This is a genomic window from Microbacterium sp. K36, assembly GCF_004794355.1.
Lineage (GTDB): Bacteria > Actinomycetota > Actinomycetes > Actinomycetales > Microbacteriaceae > Microbacterium > Microbacterium paraoxydans_D.
Genome location: NZ_SSDN01000074.1, coordinates 34,246 through 51,028, shown reverse-complemented (window position 1 = coordinate 51,028; position 16,783 = coordinate 34,246). Strand labels below are relative to the sequence as shown.

Here is a 16,783-nt window from a genome sequence, read left to right as displayed (position 1 = left end):
GGCATCATCATGAACACTCGCACTTCCCTCCCCCGCCTCGGCGCGGCGATCGTCCTCTCGCTCGTCGCGCTCACCGGGTGCACCGCGCCCACAGCCGAGACGCCGACCAGCGCCCCCGCCGGTGACGATCTCCGGATTCACGACGCCTGGGTCAAGGCGGCCGATGAAGGCATGTCCGCAGCCTTCGGCGTGCTCGTCAACGAGGGCGAGGAGGACGTGACGGTGACATCGGTCACCTCCGCCGCCTCGCCGATGATCGAGCTGCACGAGACCGTGGAGAACGAGGCCGGGGAGATGGTCATGCGGGAGATCGCCGGGGGCTTCGTCGTCCCCGCCGGCGGCACTCTGGCCCTCGAGCCCGGGGGGAATCACATCATGATGATGGATCTCGCCGAGCCGCTGAAAGCCGGTGACGAGGTCGCTTTCACCGTCACCCTGTCGGACGACTCCACGTTCGAGTTCGCCGCGCCGGTGAAGGACTACTCCGGCGCGAACGAGAACTACGACGGAGCCGACGACCACGAGGGCATGGACCACTGATGTCCGCGCGCGTCTCGGGCGCGCGCACCGGCCGCACCGGCTCGACCCGGCGGCAGTTCCTCCTCGGAGGGGCTGTCGCCGGTGTCGGCGCCGCCGTCGCGGTCGGGGCCGACCTCGCCCTCACGCGAGCGGACACGGAGGCTCCCGCGGCCCCGGCTCCGCTCAACGGCTCCCGCACCGTCCCGTTCCATGGCGTCCATCAGGCCGGGATCGACACCGCGGCGCAGGCGCACGGCTCGTTCGTCGCGCTCGATCTGCGCCCGGAGGTCGACCGCGACGCGCTCCGCCGGCTCCTGCGTATCCTCACGGACGACGCGGCGCGGCTCACCCAGGGACGATCGGCGCTCGCGGACTCGGAGCCGGAGCTCGCACTCGCCCCTGCCCGGTTGACCGTCACGTTCGGCTTCGGCCAGGCGCTCGTGGCTCGAGCGGGCGGCAGCACCCCCGCGTGGCTCGCTCCCCTACCCGCCTTCCGCGTGGACCGCCTGCAGCCGGAGTTCTCGGACGGAGACCTGCTCCTGCAGATCGCGGCCGACGACCCCCTGACCGTCGCGCACGCCCAGCGCATGCTCCTGAAGGACGCGCGCAGCTTCGCGACCGTGCGATGGATCCAGCAGGGCTTCCGCCGGGCACACGGCACCGAGCGACCGGGCACGACCATGCGCAACCTCTTCGGTCAGGTCGACGGCACGAGCAATCCGCAGCCGGGGACCGAGGACTTCGACCGGGTGGTGTGGAGCGATGACGGCTGGCTCGCCGGCGGCACGGGCATGGTCCTCCGCCGCATCCGCATGGACCTCGACGCCTGGGACCGACTGGATCGCGGGGGCCGCGAGGCCTCGGTGGGGCGGACGCTCCGCGACGGCGCGCCGCTCACGGGGACGTCGGAGTTCGACGAGCCGGACTTCGACGCGACGACGGCCATCGGGTTCCCCGTCATCCCGGCGTTCGCGCACATCCGACGCGCTCGCGGCGACGGCGCGGAGCGCATCTTCCGCCGGGCGTACAACTATGACGAGCGCCCGGCCGGAGACGGCGTCTCCGAATCCGGACTGCTCTTCGCCGCGTTCCAGGCCGACGTCGCGCGGCAGTTCGTCCCCATGCAGCAACGGCTCGACGAGCTCGACCTGCTCAACGAGTGGACCGTCCCGATCGGATCCGCCGTGTTCGCCGTGCCCCCGGGATGTGCGGAGGGCAGCTACATCGGTGAGACGCTGCTCGACTGAGATGCGGGGTCAGTGGGGTCCGCGTCGCCGCGCCGCAGCGACCGCGGGCCCCACGCCGTCCAGCACGGGCTCTCCGTGACCTGTCAGGACGACGCGCGCGCTCGTCCGCGCCAGGGTGTCCAGCGATTCCATCGCCTCCGTGGTGTCGGCCGTGGCGGCCCTCGCGACGATCTGGGGCCCGGACTCCCCCGTGTACCGGTCGAGCGTCACGAGGGCGTCGCCGGCGATGAGCACCCCGGACTCCTCGAAGAGGTACGCGCAGTGCCCTTCCGTGTGCCCGGGAGTCCACAGGGCGATCGGGGTGCCGGGGGCGTCGATCGGATGCTCGTGCCTCACGCGCGGCTGCGCCTCGACGCCCCGGACATTCAGAGCTCCGGCGAGTGCCATCCGGGTGATGGTCGGGATCCCCCGCGGATGGGTGAGCACGTACGGGACGCGCGGCGACGCCGGACGGTAACTGTACGGATGACGGGCCAGCTGTGCGTCGCGAGGGTGGACGAATACGGAGACCCCCTCCTCATGCAGCCCGCATGCGACACCGACGTGGTCGAAATGCCCGTGCGTCAGGACGACCGCATCGATGTCGGTCTCCTTCGCGCCGATGTGGCCGAGCACGTCGCGCAGCACGCCCCTGCTGCGCGGCAGCCCCGCATCGAACAGCGTCAGCCCATCCGCGGTCTGCACGAGGTAGCAGTTGACGTCCGCCACGCTGATGCCGAAGAAGCCGGGAACGACCTCCGTCCACTGCCGCCCTCTGCTCATCCCCGGTCCTCCTCGTCGTCGGCGGGTCCGTGCCCCGCATCGAAGTTGCGCTCGTACCGCTCCCTGGCCTCGAGCAGCACGTGTGCGCCGATCACGGCGATCGGCTCCACGTCCTTCAGCAGCGGCTCGCAATCCGGGCCGCGGCCGCAGTGCTCGCCCCGGAGGATTCAGGCGACGCGCTGCGGATCCTTCTCGGCGAGGTGCCGGTACTGGCAGAGTTGGCGCGCCAGCCAGTCCTCCAGGGGACGCGTCCACCACCGCTCGGCGTCGAGAGGATTGACGGAGAGCCCGGGGAGCTCCAGTCCGCTCTCGGTGTCGACGCTGGAGCGGCGGGCGTCCGCGTCCGGTCCCTCGGAGTAGCGGACATGCAGACCGGGGCATGCGCGGACGACCGCGGCCAGCTGCGCCAGGTGGTCGATGCGTCGCAGCCCGGTCGCAGCGTCGCGATCGGTCGAGGTGCCGCAGGTGCGGTCGAGAGCGGCGTCGGTCATGGGCTGAGCGTAAGAAGCGGCCGTGACGACGCCGAGGGGGATTGACAATCCGGGCTTGGAGCTCATCATCGCCGGAGCGGCCGCGGACGCGCGATAAGTTACCGCGCCGCTTCCGCCGCGTCAATGCCCTCTCAGCCCGCGCCCCGGGGTTCTACTTTCGGGCAACCGCACCCACCTTGGAGGGGATCATGAGCGACACCACCCGCACCACCCGCTACGCCGAGACACCGATCCAGAAGACGGCGCTGACCGTCGGCATCGTCTTCCTCATCGTCGGCATCGCCGGCTTCATCCCGGGCCTGACCCACTCGGCCGAACACCTGCACGGTGCCGGAGCAGCATCGGAGGCCCTGCTCCTCGGCCTCTTCCAGGTCTCGGTCCTACACAACGTCGTGCACCTGCTGTTCGCCGTCGCGGGCATCGCGCTCGCCGCCTCGCCGCGCGCCTCCCGCCTCTACCTCATCATCGGCGGGCTCGCGTACCTCGTCGTCTGGCTGTACGGCCTCATCGCGGTCGGCAACGAGCAGCTGAACTTCCTGCCGGTGAACAACGCCGACAACTGGCTCCACCTCGGTCTCGCGATCGGCATGGTGCTGCTGGGCATCTTCGTCAGTCGAGAGCCGCGCGTCCCGCGGAACGGCGCAGGCACCGCGCGCGTCTGACGCTCGGTGCACCAGGTCGGGACGCCTCCTCCTCGCCTCGCGGAGGGGGCGTCCCGTCTGTCGTCGCGCCCTACGCCGCGTCGAGGGTGCCGGTGACCGCGCTGCTAGCCGGCTCCGGCACGAGATACAGGCCGCTCGGCGAGTTGGCCGTGTATGCCAGCGCGTCAACCCAGGCCCGGTTGACCTCCGGCTGGCGGCTGCCCACGTACTTGAACACCATGGAGCTCCCGGCATGGATCCAGACGGTGATCCGTCCGCCCCCGATGCTGGCGTCCTCCTTCCAGGTGTACGGGAAGGGCTCGCCCCGCCGGAGCTTCGCGGTCATCACGAGCTGCAGATGTCGCAGTGGGCGATCCTCGACCTCGATCTTGGCGCTTCCTTCGTAGATGAATCTACCCATGTCCGCCCTCCTGAGATGATCGCCACGGAATCTCGTCCCACGGAGGTGCGATCGTCGATCGCCGGTGGTGATGTCCGTCCACCCTGTCAGCGGCACCGCCTCGGGAAGACCGAAGACACCGATGTGCGGACGGGAAACGAACAGATCGTGCGAGCGGTGTCCACTCTCGCGGTCACCCCTCCGCCGGCTGCACCGCGTTCCCCCAGACCCAGCAGCGATACGTGCGCTCGCCGGCACGGAACTCGATGCCCGCCGCGAGCGGAGTGGAGCGGACGACCTTGGCCTCCACGCGGATCGCCTCCGGGCCGAATCGCACCCACGCCCGCACCCGCCGTTGGAGCGCGTGCGGATAGACGGTGATGGCGGACTCGCGCAAGGCGAGTTCGCGATCGGACAGGGACTGCAGGGGGCCGCGGCGTGCGGCGGCCTCGATGGCCTGATGCTGCGACCGCATGTCGTTGTACGCGGAGAGCGCGCGACCCGAGTTCCCCACACCGGCTCCTTCCTCCGGCCTCCTCCAGGATACCGATATTCGAACACATCTTCGAACTCGATTCCCGCGGCACCGACACGCAGATCAGCACCGATGTCGCAGAGCTCTGCCGTGAGGCTGCGACCTCGCGCGGATCTGCGACACCGCGCGAGGCGAAGGAGCGGGAGGAACGGGGCGCGGGCAAGAAAAAACCCCCGGCAGAACCGGGGGTTTCAGGTGGTGCGCGATACTGGGATCGAACCAGTGACCTCTTCCGTGTCAGGGAAGCGCGCTACCGCTGCGCCAATCGCGCCCGTTGGGGCTATTCAGTTTTCCCGTGAGGTGGCGACGGGATTCGAACCCGTGTAAACGGCTTTGCAGGCCGGTGCCTAGCCGCTCGGCCACGCCACCGTGTGGATTGACCCCACGTGCCGCCGATCTTCGAGAAGATCTACTGCACTCGAGCGGATGACGAGACTCGAACTCGCGACCCCAACCTTGGCAAGGTTGTGCGCTACCAACTGCGCTACATCCGCATTTCGTTCCCGGTTGTCCCGGGCACTTATGAAACATTAGCCGATGATCCGCGCTCCGCCAAACCCGTGGCGAATCTCGCGCGTGTCTCCCGGACTGGTCATCCGAGCGCTTTCCGGTCGGGTAGTATCGGTTGACGTACCCCACGGGTATGGGCGATTGGCGCAGTTGGTAGCGCGCTTCCTTCACACGGAAGAGGTCATCGGTTCGAGTCCGGTATCGCCCACAGAATCCCTTCGAAGGCCCCGGTCATCCGGGGCCTTCGGCGTTTCCGGATCGTCATAGGACCCTGCCGTCCCCCGGGCGCGAGACGCGCAGCCACCGATAGCCGTAGGCGGGAAGCTCCAGTTCCACCCCGCCGTCGTCGTCGAGGGTCACGCGCCGCGCGTCGAGGAGATCGACCAGGGTCGTGCCCGCGGGCTCCTCCCCCAGCCGGAACCGCGTCGTCGCCGGCCGTTCCGCGAAGTTGTGGACGGCGATCGTGCGCCCCACATCGGCCTCCAGGGAGTGCACCAGCAGGGCGTCCTGCGGCTGGTCGACGACGCGGAACATCCCCCACCCGAGCTCGGGCGACACCCGGTAGCGCGCGGTCAGGTCGCGGACGAAGTGGAGGAGCGAACCGTGATCCTCGAGCCGGGCGGCGGCGTTCACGTGCGTGGGCGCGTACCCGTCCGTCGGCAACGGCGCGACCAGCCGGGAGGGACGCGCATCGGAGAAGCCGCCGTTGCGATCCGCCGACCACTGCATCGGGGTGCGCACGGCCTGCCGCCCCTCGACGGCGATGTTCTCGCCCATCCCGATCTCCTCGCCGTAGAACAGCACCGGCGTCCCGGGGAGCGTGAAGAGCAGGCTGTACGCCATCCGGATCCTCCGGGGGTCTCCTTCCAGCATCGGGGGGAGGCGGCGGGTGATCCCACGCCCGAACACCCGCTGCCGCTCGTCCGGCGCGAAGGCCGCGAAGACCTCCTGGCGCTCGGCCTCGGTCAGCTTGTCGAGGGTGAGCTCGTCGTGGTTCCGGAGGAAGTTCGCCCACTGCACCTCCGGTCCGAGGACGGGCCGCGCGGTGAGCGCGGCGACGAGAGGGGCGGGATCGCGGCGGGCGAGCGAAAGATAGAGCGCCTGCATCGCCACGAAGTCGAACTGCATGGTCAGCTCGTCGCCGTCCGCGCCCCCGAAGTAGGCCCGCTGCTCCTCGTACGGGAGATTGACCTCGCCGAGCAGGATCGCCTCACTGGAGCGGCGCTGGAGGAAGCGTCGCATGTCCCGCAGCAGCTCGTGCGGGTCGGGGATGTCGGCCGTCTTCGGGACCTCGAGGAGGAACGGCACGGCGTCCACCCGGAAACCCGAGACGCCGAGCTGCAGCCAGAATCCGATCACCTTCGCGATCTCGTCCCTGACCACGGGGTTGGCGATGTTGAGGTCGGGCTGGTGCTCGTAGAAGCTGTGCTGGTACCACTGCCCCGACTTCTCGTCCTTCGTCCAGATCCCGTCGGCCTGCCCCGGGAACACCGTGTTCTTCTGGCCCTTGGGCGGCGCATCGTCCCGCCACACGTAGTAGTCGCGATAGGGCGAGTCGACGCTCCGGAGCGCCGAGCGGAACCACGGGTGACGGTCGGAGGTGTGGTTGACGACGAGGTCGACGATCACGCGGACGCCGCGGTCGCGGGCCGTGCGGATCACCTCCACGAGGTCGCCGTGGGTGCCCAGACGAGGGTCCACGCCGTAGAAGTCGCTGACGTCGTAGCCGTCGTCGAGGTCGGGCGAGGGATAGAACGGCATGAGCCACAGGCATGTCACACCGAGCTGCGACAGGTAGTCGATGCGCTGCGCGAGGCCGCGGAGGTCGCCGACGCCGTCGCCGTCCGCGTCCAGGAACGTCTCCACGTCGAGGCAGTAGACGACGGCCGTCTTCCACCACAGGTCGCTCATGTCGGTGATCTTCATGTGCGCTCTCTCAGAGCCGGGAGGATCTCGGAGGCGGCCGCCTTCAGGAACCCGGTCTGCTCGCGGCCCACGTGGTGCAGGTAGATCCGGTCGAAGCCGACGCCGACGAGCTCCGCCAGCCGTTCCGCGAGGGAACGGGCGTCATGGTCGACGAGGACCGCCGCGCGCAGCCCCGCCTCGTCGACCTCGCCCACCGCCGCGTCGAAGTCCTCCGGCTGCTCGATGTTCCACGCGAGCGGCGGGGTGACGACGCCCTGCCGCCACTGCTCCTTCGCGGTCGCGTAGGCCTCGGCGTCGTCGGTGCCCCAGCTCACGTGCGTCTGCAGGATGCACGGCCCTTGTCCCCCGGCCGATCGGTAGGCCTCGACCACCCTCCGCAGCGCGGACGGCTCCTGGGCGACCGTCGCGAGCCCGTCCGCCCAGCCGGCTGCCCACTCCGCCGTCTCCGCACTGACCGCGGTGGCGAGGAGCGGCGGCGGCTGAGCCGGGCGGGTCCAGATCCGCGCGCGGTGCACGCGCACGAGACCGTCGTGGTCGACCTCCTCACCGGCCAGCAGCCGGCGGATCACGTCCACGCTCTCGCGCAGCCGCGCGTTCCGAACGTCCTTGGCGGGCCACACCTCACCGGTCACGTGCTCGTTCATCGCCTCCCCGCTGCCGAGCGCGGCCCAGAACCGCCCGGGGAACATCTCCTCCAGCGTCCCGAAGGCCTGCGCCACAATCGCCGGGTGGTATCGCTGTCCCGGCGCGTTGACCATGCCGATCGGGAAGCGGGTGCGGGCCAGCGCCGCGGCGATCCAGCTGAACGCAAATCCCGACTCCCCCTGCTCGGGCAGCCACGGGGCCAGGTGATCGGAGCACATCGCCCCGTCGAAGCCGGCCCACTCCGCGCTGACGACCGCGTCGAGCAAGGCGCCGGGCGGGATCTGCTCATGGGAGGCGTGGAATCCGATGAAGACCATAGGCCGAGTCTGGCAAGCGACGACGCCCCACGGCAGTGGTTGACAGAAGCGCCGGGTACTGGCAGGTACGGCCGATGTCCGAGGGCGGACGTAGGCTGCACCGGTGCCGAAACCCCGCCTTCTCCCCGGACCCTGCCCGCTCTGCGGCGGTCTCACCGGGCTGCGGACGGACGATGCCTGGCATTGCGTGCTCTGCGGCTGGCGCTACGGGGACTCCCCCGACCCCGACCTGCCGTTCCCGCGGATCGACGTCGTGTACTACCTCCGGTACGACCGCAGGGTGAAGATCGGCACGAGCAGGCAGCCACGGCGCAGACTCGCGAGCATCCGTCATGATGAGCTCCTCGCCTTCGAACGGGGCGACCGGGTCCGCGAACAGCAGCGTCACCGCGAGTTCGCCTCCGCGCGCGAAGGCGGCGAGTGGTTCACCCTGACGCCCGAGATCGGCGCTCACATCGCCCGCTTGCAGCAGGACGGCGACCCCTGGCACCAGTACGCCCGCTGGCTCAGCGCCGCTCTCCGCGGCTGAGCCGCCTATCACCACGCGCCGGATCGCACCAGGGGATCCCGTCCGTCGCGGACGGCAGGCAGACTCGCCGATGAACGGGCGCACCCGGCGCCCCGCGTGAGAGGACCGGACATGAACGGACGAGAGAACATCCCCGCCGACGACGTCAGCGCGCAGGATCCGCTCGCCGGCGACGGGAGCGGCGACCCGAACAGCGACCGCCAGTTCCTGCAGGATCTGCCTCCCGCCCAGGTCGACACCGAGCAGCAGCAGGAGCATCAGGCCGAGGCCGACGACGAGGAGTAGTCCTCGCGACGACGAGGGGTGACCGGATCGGCATGCGGTCGCCCCTCGTCGTGTCCGGCGTCAGGCGGTAGCGGCGCGTCCGCGGGTGCTCTGCGGCTGCGGCTGGGAGAACAGCACGACGACGATGACGGCGGCACCGACGACGACGTGCGGGAGCCAGACGTTCAGCGCCTCGCCCGCGAAGCCGAACAGCCACGGCGACAGGGCGAGGAAGAGGCTCGCGACGATGTCGAAGACGAGGTGCACGGGCATGGGGATCAGACCGAACGGACCCCACTCGTACTTCGTGAAGAGGCTGTAGACGATGAGGCCGACGCCGAGGACGATCGGGATGACGACGGGGGCTCCGCCCATGCCGGCGAAGCCGAAGAGCCAGGGCGCGGCGATCAGAGCAATTCCGACGACGTAATCGAGAACTCCATGGACCTTGGTCGGGATGAAACGCATGATTCCTCCTTGGGTGCCGCCGGCGGCGACTCACAGGAAGGTTCGGAGCCCTGCCCCCATCGGATGGGAACGCGGCATCCGCCTCAGCTCTGCGCCCACCCGTATCGCCGCTGGAGCGCCGCAGCGACCCGGGCGTACCGGGTACGGTCCAGGGCCGCTGCCTCCCGGCGGAGACCTCGCTCGTGGACGCTGTAGAGCTGTTCGATGTCGACCCAGGACTCGCGGCCCTGCCCGTCCCACTCCCCGCTCCCGATCGAGAGGTAGTCGCGGTCGCCGTCGTGCGGCCGGCTGGTCATCCGCACCGCGTACACCCGTTCGGAGGACTGCCGCCCGATCACCAGCACCGGTCGGTCCTTGCCTCGGCCGTCGTTCTCCTCGTACGGCACCCAGGTCCAGACGACCTCGCCCGCATCCGGGGCCCCGTCCCGCTGCGGCGCATAGGACACGCGGACGGCCGGCATGCGCCCGGCGTCGAGCCGCACGGTCTCGGTGCCGCGGGCGCGTCCCGGCTCGACGCCGGCATCCGATGCCGACCGCCGCTCGCGCTCCTCGGCCGTCCGCAGACGCGCGTCCGGGCGCCGCGGACCGGGAGAGGTCCGCGACGCCCGGGGGGAGCCCACTGCTCGGCGCAGGAGATCCGCAAGTGTCTTCAGGATGCCGTTGCTGGTCGTGCCCACACGGTCACCCTAACCGTCGTCACGCGTTCGCGAGAGCGTAGCCCTCCTCGCCGTGGACGACCTGGTCGACACCGGCGATCTCGTCCTCGTTCGTGATGCGGAACCCGATCGTCTTCTGGATCACGAAGCCGATCACCCAGGCGACCACGAAGGAGTAGATCAGCACGCCGGCGGCGGCGATCACCTGGACGGCGAGCTGGCGGGCGTCGCCGCCGACGAACAGGCCGGTGCCGGTGGCGAAGAAGCCGAGGTACACGGTGCCGATGAGACCGCCGACGAGGTGGATGCCGACCACGTCGAGCGAGTCGTCGAAGCCGAGACGGAACTTCAGCTCCACCGCGAGGGCGCAGACGATCCCGGCCACCGCGCCGAGCAGGAGGGACCACCCGGGGGTGAGGTTTGCGCACGCCGGGGTGATCGCTACGAGTCCCGCCACGGCGCCGGAGGCGGCGCCGACCGAGGTGGGCTTGCCGTCCTTGATGCGCTCGATGAGGATCCAGCCGAGGATCGCGGCCGCGGTCGCACCCAGGGTGTTCAGGCCGATGAGGCCGACGCCGCCCATGTCCTCGGCGAGCCACTCCGCACCGGCGTTGAAGCCGAACCAGCCGAACCACAGCAGGGCGGCGCCCAGCAGCGTCAGCGGCACGTTGTGCGGCTTGAGGATGCCCTTCTGGAAACCGATGCGCTTGCCGAGCACCAGGGCGAGGGCCAGCGCCGCGGCGCCCGCGTTGATGTGCACCGCGGTGCCGCCGGCGTAATCGATCACGCCGATGCCGCTGTCCTCGCCGAACAGGGTGGTGCCGAGGTTCATGATCCAGCCACCGCCCCAGACCCAGGCGGCGACCGGGAAGTAGCCGACCGTGGCGAAGACGCCCGCGAAGATCAGCCAGCTGCCGAACTTCGCCCGATCGGCGATCGCCCCGGAGATGAGGGCGACGGTGATGATCGCGAAGGTGGCGCCGTACGCGACGCTGAGGAGGGCGACGTTCGACCCCTCACCCGAGGCGAGGCTGGACAGGCCGATGTCCGCGAAAGGGTTGCCCGCGAAAGCCGTCGGGCTGTCGACGGCGCTCATCGAGAAGCCGAAGAGAATCCACAGCACGGCGACGAGTCCGATCGAGCCGAAGCTCATCATCATCATGCTGACGACGCTCTTCGCCTTGACGAGACCGCCGTAGAAGAACGCGACGCCGGGCGTCATGAGCAGCACCAGTGCCGTCGCGGTGATCGCCCACGAGATGTTGCCGGGAGCATCCATAGGAAAACCTCACATCCGAAGTAGTTGAGAGCTTCAGTGTGACCACGGGCGATTTCGCCCATGCGTGAGGTTTGTTTCCCCGCTGTTACAGCCCGGCTCCGGGTGTGAACATCGCGTTACGCCGGCCTTCGGGCTTACGCAGAATGCGTGAGTGCGTTCAACCGGGAGATGGCGCGCAGGTACTTCTTGCGGTAGCCCCCGGCGAGCATCTCGTCGGAGAACACGGCATCGAGCCCGACGCCCGTCGCGAGGATCGGGATCTGCGCGTCGTAGACGCGATCGACGAACGCCACGAACCGCAGCGCCTCCGACTGGTCGGTGAGCTGGCGCACGCCCCGCAGGCCCACCAGATGCAACCCGTCGATGAGGCGGATGTAGCGCGAGGGGTGCACCTGGGCGAGGTGCCGGATGAGATCGTCGAACGCGTCGTCCGACACGGCGCCGTCCGCCGCGGCCGCCTCCACGGCGGCCCCGTACGCCGCGTCGTCCAGCGTCACGGCGTGACCGTCGATCGCGCGCTGCCGGAAGTCGACGCCGTCGATGCGCAGGGTCTGGAAGCTGTCCGACATCGCGTGGATCTCCCGGAGGAAGTCCTGCGCGGCGAAGCGCCCCTCGCCGAGCGCGTTCGGCGGCGTGTTGGAGGTCGCCGCAAGCCGGGTCCCGGTGGGCACGAGCTCACCGAGCAGACGCGTCATGACCATGGTGTCGCCCGGATCGTCGAGCTCGAACTCGTCGATGCAGAGCAGATCGGCGCCCTTCAGGAGGTCGACGGTGTTCTTGTACCCGAGGGCACCCACCAGCGCGGTGTACTCGATGAACGAGCCGAAGTACTTCCGGCGCGCGGGCATCGCGTGGTAGATCGACGCGAGCAGGTGGGTCTTGCCCACGCCGAAGCCGCCGTCGAGGTAGACCCCCGGCTTGAGCTCCGGCTCCTTCTTCGCCCTGCTGAACAGACCGCCCCGCTTGACGGGGGCGCCGCGTCCGGCGAACCGGAGCAGCGTCTGCTTGGCCTCCTCCTGCGACGGGTAGGCGGGGTCCGCCCGGTAGCTGTCGAACGTGGCGTCGTCGAACTGCGGCGGCGGCACCAGGCTCGCGAGCATCTCGGGTCCGCTGACCGTCGGCGTGCGCTCGGTGAGGTGGACGGTTCCGGTGCGGGTGGTCGGGTCGGTCATCACGGTCCTGAATCAGGCAACGGCCTGTGTCGAAGTCTTACGGATCGGGTCCCGGAGGCGCGCGGAGGATCTATCGTCGAAGGGACGGATCCACACTACGCCGTCCGCACCGCCCGCTCGCCCGCTCACCGCTACGGAGACCCCATGGCCATCGAGTTCGACTCCTCCTCCCCCAAGTTCGCCGAGTACGCCGAGCCCGGCCGCCTGGTGACGACCGAGTGGCTCGCGGCCCACCTGGGAGAGCCCGGCCTCGTGGTCGTCGAGTCGGACGAGGATGTCCTCCTCTACGAGACGGGCCATATACCCGGAGCGGTGAAGGTGGACTGGCACACCGAGCTCAACGACCCGGTGGTGCGGGACTACGTCGACGGCGAGGGCTTCGCGGAGCTGCTGAGCCGCAAGGGCATCGCCCGCGACGACACGGTGGTCATCTACGGCGACAAGAACAACTGGTGGGCGGCGTACGCGCTGTGGGTGTTCTCGCTGTTCGGCCACGAGGACGTCCGTCTGCTCGACGGCGGCCGTGACCGCTGGATCGCGGAGGGCCGCGAGCTCACCCGCGAGGCGACGAACCGCCCCGCCACGGAGTACCCGGTGGTGGAGCGGGACGACACGGCCATCCGTGCATACAAGGAGGACGTGCTCGCCCACCTCGGCAACCCGCTCATCGACGTCCGTTCGCCGGAGGAGTACAGCGGAGAGCGCACCACGGCTCCGGCCTACCCGGAGGAGGGGACCCTGCGCGCCGGTCACATCCCCACCGCGCAGAGCGTGCCGTGGGCGAAGGCGGTCGCCGAGGACGGCGGCTTCAAGAGCCGCGCCGAACTCGATGCCATCTACCGGGACGGCGCCGGGCTGCAGGACGGCGACGACGTCGTGGCCTACTGTCGCATCGGGGAGCGCTCGAGCCACACGTGGTTCGTGCTGAAGCACCTCCTCGGCTTCGAGAACGTCCGCAACTACGACGGCTCGTGGACGGAGTGGGGCAGCGCGGTGCGCGTCCCGATCGTCACGGGCACGGAGCCCGGCACCGTCTGAGGTGGGAGAATGGCGGGGATGAACGCCTCCGCACTGCCCGAGACCCTCGCCGAGATCCGCGACGGATTCCTGGAGACCCCGGAATCGGATCGCCTGCTGCTGCTCCTGGAGTACGCCGACGAGCTGCCCGCCGTCTCCGATGAGGTGGCGGCGCATCCGGAGATGTGCGAGCGCGTCGCGGAGTGCCAGTCGCCGGTCTACATCTACGTCGAAGTCCACGACGACGTCGTGACCATGCATGCCACGGCCCCGGAAGAGGCGCCGACGACCCGGGGGTTCGCGAGCATCCTCGTGCAGGGCCTCACCGGACTGACGGCGGACGAGGTGCTGGCGATCCCCGAGGACTACCCGCAGTCGATCGGGCTCACCAAGGCCGTGTCACCGCTGCGGATCGGCGGCATGACCGGCATGCTCATGCGCGCCAAGAACCAGGTCAGGCAGAAGCGCTGAGCCCCTGGGCCGCCAGCCACTCCGTGATGGCCGTGGTCCAGCCCTTCTCGTCGTAGTTCCAGAGCTTGGTGTGCCTCGCGACCGTGAAGCGCGGCATGGTGACGAGGTCCGGCCGCGCCTCCTGCAGGGCATGCGAGGCGTCCGCGGGGACGAAGCCGTCGTCGTCGCTGTGCAGGATGAGGATCGGCGCCTGTAGTTCGTCGGCCCGCGCGACCATGTCCAGGCGATCGAACAGGATCGGCTCGTCCGCACCGCTGAGCCTCGCCGTGAGCGGCAGCTGCAGCGCCCCCATCGCGAGGGCGGGCAGGGGTTCGCGGACCCGGGCGACCCGGGCCTGGAAGCGCAGCACGGTGCGCCAGTCCACGACCGGCGACTCGAGGATGATGCCCGCGATGCGATCCCGATGGCCGGAGTTGACCGCGGCCTGCAACGACACGGCCCCGCCCATGGACCAGCCCATCAGCACGACGCGCTCCGCGCCGTGACGCAGCGCGTAGGCGATCCCGGCGTCCACGTCCCGCCACTCCGACGCCCCGAGCGCATAGGCGCCCGCCTTGGTCCGCGGTGCCTCGCCGTCGTTGCGGTACGACACCACGAGCGTGGGCAGCCCCGCCGCGTGCAGCACCGGCACGGCGCGGAGGCATTCCGCCCGCGTGGTGCCGCGACCGTGCACCTGGATGACCCAGGTCGAGGAGTCCCCGGGGAAGAACCACGCGGGGCACGGGCCGGCCGGAGAGCCGATGAGCACGTTCTCCCAGCGCAGGTGCAGCTCGCTCGGTGACGTGTAGTAGCTGCCGCTGAACGAGGCTCCGCGGTCCACCCGGGCTCCGGGCTCGATCTTCGTGAGGAGCTTGCGCCGCACGGTCGTGCTGTCCGCGCTGAGCACCGCGCCGAGCTTGACGTAGCCGTAGGTGCCCGTGGTGAAGAGGCCGTATCGCCCCGGCAGCTCGGTGTCGAGGGTGCGGCGGAGCTCGATCGTCTGCGCCCCGGTGTCGACCGCGAGGATCTCGGTGTCGAGGGTGCGGCTGCGCAACGGGATGACGACCCGACGCGCCACGGCGATCACGAGGACGCCGACGGCAGCGCCCAGGGCGAGGAGCGCGGGGACAACGATCGCAACGGCGTGCCTGAGACTCTTCATCGCCTTCCGACTCTAGCCTGTTGCCGTGACCGCACACCCCGAGGCCGGGACGCCCTTCGACGCCGCCGTCGCCGAACTGCGCGCGACCACGTTCCGTGACGACATCGCGGTCCGTGAGATCCCCACCCCGCAGAATCTGGCGCCCTTCGCGATCGCCCTGTCCGCCGACGTCCGCCCCGGCGAGGACGGCGACTCCGTGTACGGCACCGGGCGGTTCATCCTCCTGCACGATCCGGACGAGCCGGATGCCTGGGGCGGCGCCTGGCGCATCGTGATCTTCGCCCAGGCTCCGCTGGAGACCGAGATCGGCACCGACCCCCTGCTCGCCGACGTCACCTGGTCGTGGCTCGTGGACGCGCTGGATTCCCGGGACGCGATCTCCCACTCCCCGTCCGGCACGTCGACGAAGACGCTGTCGAAGGGGTTCGGCGGCCTCGCCGACGAGGGAGACGGGGCACAGATAGAATTGCGGGCGTCCTGGACTCCGGAGGGCCCGTTCCGACCGCACGTCGAAGCATGGGCCGAGCTGGTCGGAATGCTGGCGGGACTTCCGCCGGGCTCCGAGGGCATCGCCGTGATCGGCGCGCGAAAGGCTGTACGTGACTGAATACTCCGTGATCTCCGAAACCGAGGAGTTCCGCGCCGCCTGTGCTGCGCTCGCCGCCGGCACCGGCCCCGTGGCCGTCGACGTGGAGCGGGCGTCGGGATTCCGGTACTCGCAGCGGGCGTATCTGGTCCAGGTCTTCCGGCGCGACGCCGGGGTCTTCCTGTTCGACCCGCCCGCGATCGGCGACTTCGCTCCGCTGCAGGAGGCCATCGGCGAGGTCGAGTGGGTGCTCCATGCCGCCAGCCAGGACCTCCCGTCGCTGCGCGAGCTGCACCTGGAGCCGAAGGTGATCTTCGACACCGAGCTCGCGTCCCGTCTGCTCGGTCACGACCGGGTGGGTCTGGCGGCCGTCGTCGAGGACACGCTCGGCATCACCCTGAAGAAGGAGCACTCGGCGGCCGACTGGTCGACCCGTCCGCTGCCCGACTCCTGGCTGGACTATGCCGCGCTGGACGTGCTGCACCTCGTCGACGTCCGTGACGCCCTTGTCGCCGAGCTCGAGGAGCAGGGCAAGACCGCGTTCGCCGCGCAGGAGTTCGCCGCCACCCTGGCGCGAGCCCCGAAGGCCCCACGCGAAGATCCCTGGCGGCGGCTGAGCGGGCTCCACCAGGTGCGCGGCGCCCGCAATCTCGCCGTCGCCCGCGCCCTGTGGGAGGCGCGCGAGATGTACGCGCAGCAGCAGGACATCTCGCCCGGGCGCCTCGTTCCCGACCGCTCCCTCGTCGCCGCGGTCCTTGCCAACCCCGCCTCCAAGCAGGCACTCGCGGGAGTCAAGGAGTTCCAGGGCCGGGCGAGCCGCACGCAGCTCGACCGCTGGTGGCAGGCGATCGTCGACGGCCGTGCCGCCGAGACGCTGCCGCGCGAGCGCGTGCCGAGCGACGCGCTCCCCCCGCCCCGCGCCTGGGGCGACCGCAATCCGGCGGCGGACGCCCGCCTGAAGGCTGCCCGTCCTGCCGTCGAGGCGGTCGCGGAGGAACTGGGCATGCCCACCGAGAACCTCCTCACGCCCGAGTACCTGCGCCGGATCGCCTGGGATGGTCCTGCCGCCACGGCCGAAGAGGTCGGCACCGCGCTGTCCGCGCTCGGGGCACGCCCCTGGCAGGTTGAACAGACTGCACAGAAGATCGCCGACGCCTTTGTAGAGGCGACGCAATCGCCCGACACCACGTCCGCGACCGCTTCGTAG

The 16,783-nt window shown here is 70.1% G+C and carries 19 protein-coding genes, 4 tRNA genes and 1 pseudogene; 10 read left to right on the top strand and 14 right to left on the bottom strand.

Annotation, left to right across the window (positions count from 1 at the left end):
• Positions 1-9: 9 nt before the first annotated feature.
• Together DW296_RS08635 and DW296_RS08630 are read left to right on the top strand one after the other, a co-directional pair.
• Positions 10-540 (top strand): copper chaperone PCu(A)C, encoded by a 531-nt coding sequence (locus tag DW296_RS08635; RefSeq protein WP_136051889.1) that lies wholly within the window; start codon positions 10-12, stop codon positions 538-540.
• Positions 540-1,766: a Dyp-type peroxidase gene (locus tag DW296_RS08630; protein ID WP_136051888.1), complete on the top strand. Its 1,227-nt coding sequence runs from the start codon at positions 540-542 to the stop codon at positions 1,764-1,766. The genes DW296_RS08635 and DW296_RS08630 overlap by 1 nt, the downstream gene beginning before the upstream one ends.
• A 9-nt stretch (positions 1,767-1,775) precedes the next feature.
• Here the strand turns inward: DW296_RS08630 and DW296_RS08625 are convergent, their stop codons facing one another.
• Positions 1,776-2,528, bottom strand: coding sequence for an MBL fold metallo-hydrolase (locus DW296_RS08625; RefSeq protein ID WP_136051887.1), 753 nt, complete (start codon positions 2,526-2,528; stop codon positions 1,776-1,778).
• Positions 2,525-3,019: pseudogene (locus DW296_RS08620) on the bottom strand (DUF6098 family protein). Before DW296_RS08620 ends, DW296_RS08625 begins: the two are co-directional and overlap by 4 nt.
• Positions 3,020-3,207: 188 nt before the next feature.
• Between DW296_RS08620 and DW296_RS08615 the strand changes: the two are divergent.
• Entirely contained in the window at positions 3,208-3,681 is a 474-nt protein-coding gene (locus DW296_RS08615) for a DUF4383 domain-containing protein (RefSeq protein WP_126893138.1), read from the top strand.
• Positions 3,682-3,751: 70 nt separating this feature from the next.
• Here the strand turns inward: DW296_RS08615 and DW296_RS08610 are convergent, their stop codons facing one another.
• The 5 genes from DW296_RS08610 to DW296_RS08590 all read right to left on the bottom strand — a co-directional run bounded on the left by DW296_RS08610 (position 3,752) and on the right by DW296_RS08590 (position 5,089).
• A complete protein-coding gene (locus DW296_RS08610) occupies positions 3,752-4,081 on the bottom strand; it encodes a DUF7882 family protein (RefSeq protein WP_136051886.1) in 330 nt (109 codons plus the stop codon).
• A 172-nt stretch (positions 4,082-4,253) separates the two neighbouring features.
• The gene (locus DW296_RS08605; protein ID WP_238695585.1) at positions 4,254-4,574 is read right to left on the bottom strand and encodes a hypothetical protein; all 321 of its coding nucleotides are present in this window, start codon (positions 4,572-4,574) and stop codon (positions 4,254-4,256) included.
• Positions 4,575-4,791: 217 nt separating this feature from the next.
• A tRNA-Val gene (locus tag DW296_RS08600) sits at positions 4,792-4,866 on the bottom strand.
• Between the two features lie 27 nt (positions 4,867-4,893).
• Positions 4,894-4,964: transfer RNA gene (locus DW296_RS08595), tRNA-Cys, on the bottom strand.
• Between the two features lie 52 nt (positions 4,965-5,016).
• Positions 5,017-5,089, bottom strand: a tRNA-Gly gene (locus DW296_RS08590).
• 151 nt (positions 5,090-5,240) lie between these two features.
• On the opposite strand from DW296_RS08590, the gene DW296_RS08585 reads away from it, so the two are divergent.
• Positions 5,241-5,313 (top strand) — tRNA-Val (locus DW296_RS08585).
• A 53-nt stretch (positions 5,314-5,366) separates the two neighbouring features.
• On the opposite strand, the gene DW296_RS08580 is transcribed toward DW296_RS08585, so the two are convergent.
• Together DW296_RS08580 and DW296_RS08575 are read right to left on the bottom strand one after the other, a co-directional pair.
• A complete protein-coding gene (locus tag DW296_RS08580) occupies positions 5,367-7,031 on the bottom strand; it encodes an alpha-amylase family protein (RefSeq protein WP_136051885.1) in 1,665 nt (554 codons plus the stop codon).
• Positions 7,028-7,993 carry a TIGR03885 family FMN-dependent LLM class oxidoreductase gene (locus DW296_RS08575; RefSeq protein ID WP_136051884.1) on the bottom strand — a complete coding sequence of 322 codons (966 nt, stop codon included), beginning with the start codon at positions 7,991-7,993 and terminating at the stop codon, positions 7,028-7,030. The genes DW296_RS08580 and DW296_RS08575 overlap by 4 nt, the downstream gene beginning before the upstream one ends.
• Positions 7,994-8,096: 103 nt before the next feature.
• On the opposite strand from DW296_RS08575, the gene DW296_RS08570 reads away from it, so the two are divergent.
• Positions 8,097-8,522 (top strand): GIY-YIG nuclease family protein, encoded by a 426-nt coding sequence (locus DW296_RS08570; protein WP_102209279.1) that lies wholly within the window; start codon positions 8,097-8,099, stop codon positions 8,520-8,522.
• 111 nt (positions 8,523-8,633) lie between these two features.
• A complete protein-coding gene (locus DW296_RS16445) occupies positions 8,634-8,807 on the top strand; it encodes a hypothetical protein (RefSeq protein WP_153244978.1) in 174 nt (57 codons plus the stop codon).
• A 60-nt stretch (positions 8,808-8,867) separates the two neighbouring features.
• On the opposite strand, the gene DW296_RS08565 is transcribed toward DW296_RS16445, so the two are convergent.
• The 4 genes from DW296_RS08565 to zapE form a co-directional block, all read right to left on the bottom strand.
• The gene (locus DW296_RS08565) at positions 8,868-9,254 is read right to left on the bottom strand and encodes an SPW repeat domain-containing protein (RefSeq protein ID WP_025103550.1); all 387 of its coding nucleotides are present in this window, start codon (positions 9,252-9,254) and stop codon (positions 8,868-8,870) included.
• An 83-nt stretch (positions 9,255-9,337) separates the two neighbouring features.
• Positions 9,338-9,931 carry a type II toxin-antitoxin system PemK/MazF family toxin gene (locus tag DW296_RS08560; RefSeq protein WP_025103551.1) on the bottom strand — a complete coding sequence of 198 codons (594 nt, stop codon included), beginning with the start codon at positions 9,929-9,931 and terminating at the stop codon, positions 9,338-9,340.
• Between the two features lie 19 nt (positions 9,932-9,950).
• Positions 9,951-11,189 (bottom strand): ammonium transporter, encoded by a 1,239-nt coding sequence (locus DW296_RS08555; RefSeq protein ID WP_025103552.1) that lies wholly within the window; start codon positions 11,187-11,189, stop codon positions 9,951-9,953.
• 134 nt (positions 11,190-11,323) lie between these two features.
• Positions 11,324-12,361, bottom strand: a complete 1,038-nt coding sequence (zapE, locus tag DW296_RS08550; RefSeq protein ID WP_136051883.1) for a cell division protein ZapE — start codon at positions 12,359-12,361, stop codon at positions 11,324-11,326.
• Between the two features lie 144 nt (positions 12,362-12,505).
• On the opposite strand from zapE, the gene DW296_RS08545 reads away from it, so the two are divergent.
• Positions 12,506-13,399, top strand: a complete 894-nt coding sequence (locus DW296_RS08545) for a sulfurtransferase (RefSeq protein WP_025103554.1) — start codon at positions 12,506-12,508, stop codon at positions 13,397-13,399.
• Between the two features lie 18 nt (positions 13,400-13,417).
• Positions 13,418-13,849 (top strand): SufE family protein, encoded by a 432-nt coding sequence (locus DW296_RS08540; protein ID WP_025103555.1) that lies wholly within the window; start codon positions 13,418-13,420, stop codon positions 13,847-13,849.
• On the opposite strand, the gene DW296_RS08535 is transcribed toward DW296_RS08540, so the two are convergent.
• Entirely contained in the window at positions 13,833-14,990 is a 1,158-nt protein-coding gene (locus DW296_RS08535; protein WP_136051882.1) for an alpha/beta hydrolase family protein, read from the bottom strand. The two genes, DW296_RS08540 and DW296_RS08535, sit on opposite strands and share 17 nt — an antisense overlap.
• Before the next feature lie 25 nt (positions 14,991-15,015).
• Here DW296_RS08535 and DW296_RS08530 point away from each other — a divergent pair, with 25 nt between their 5' ends.
• Both DW296_RS08530 and DW296_RS08525 read left to right on the top strand, forming a co-directional pair.
• Positions 15,016-15,597, top strand: coding sequence for a DUF3000 domain-containing protein (locus DW296_RS08530; protein WP_136051881.1), 582 nt, complete (start codon positions 15,016-15,018; stop codon positions 15,595-15,597).
• On the top strand, positions 15,590-16,783 hold the full coding sequence (locus DW296_RS08525) for a ribonuclease D (protein WP_136051880.1): 1,194 nt from the start codon (positions 15,590-15,592) through the stop codon (positions 16,781-16,783). Before DW296_RS08530 ends, DW296_RS08525 begins: the two co-directional genes overlap by 8 nt.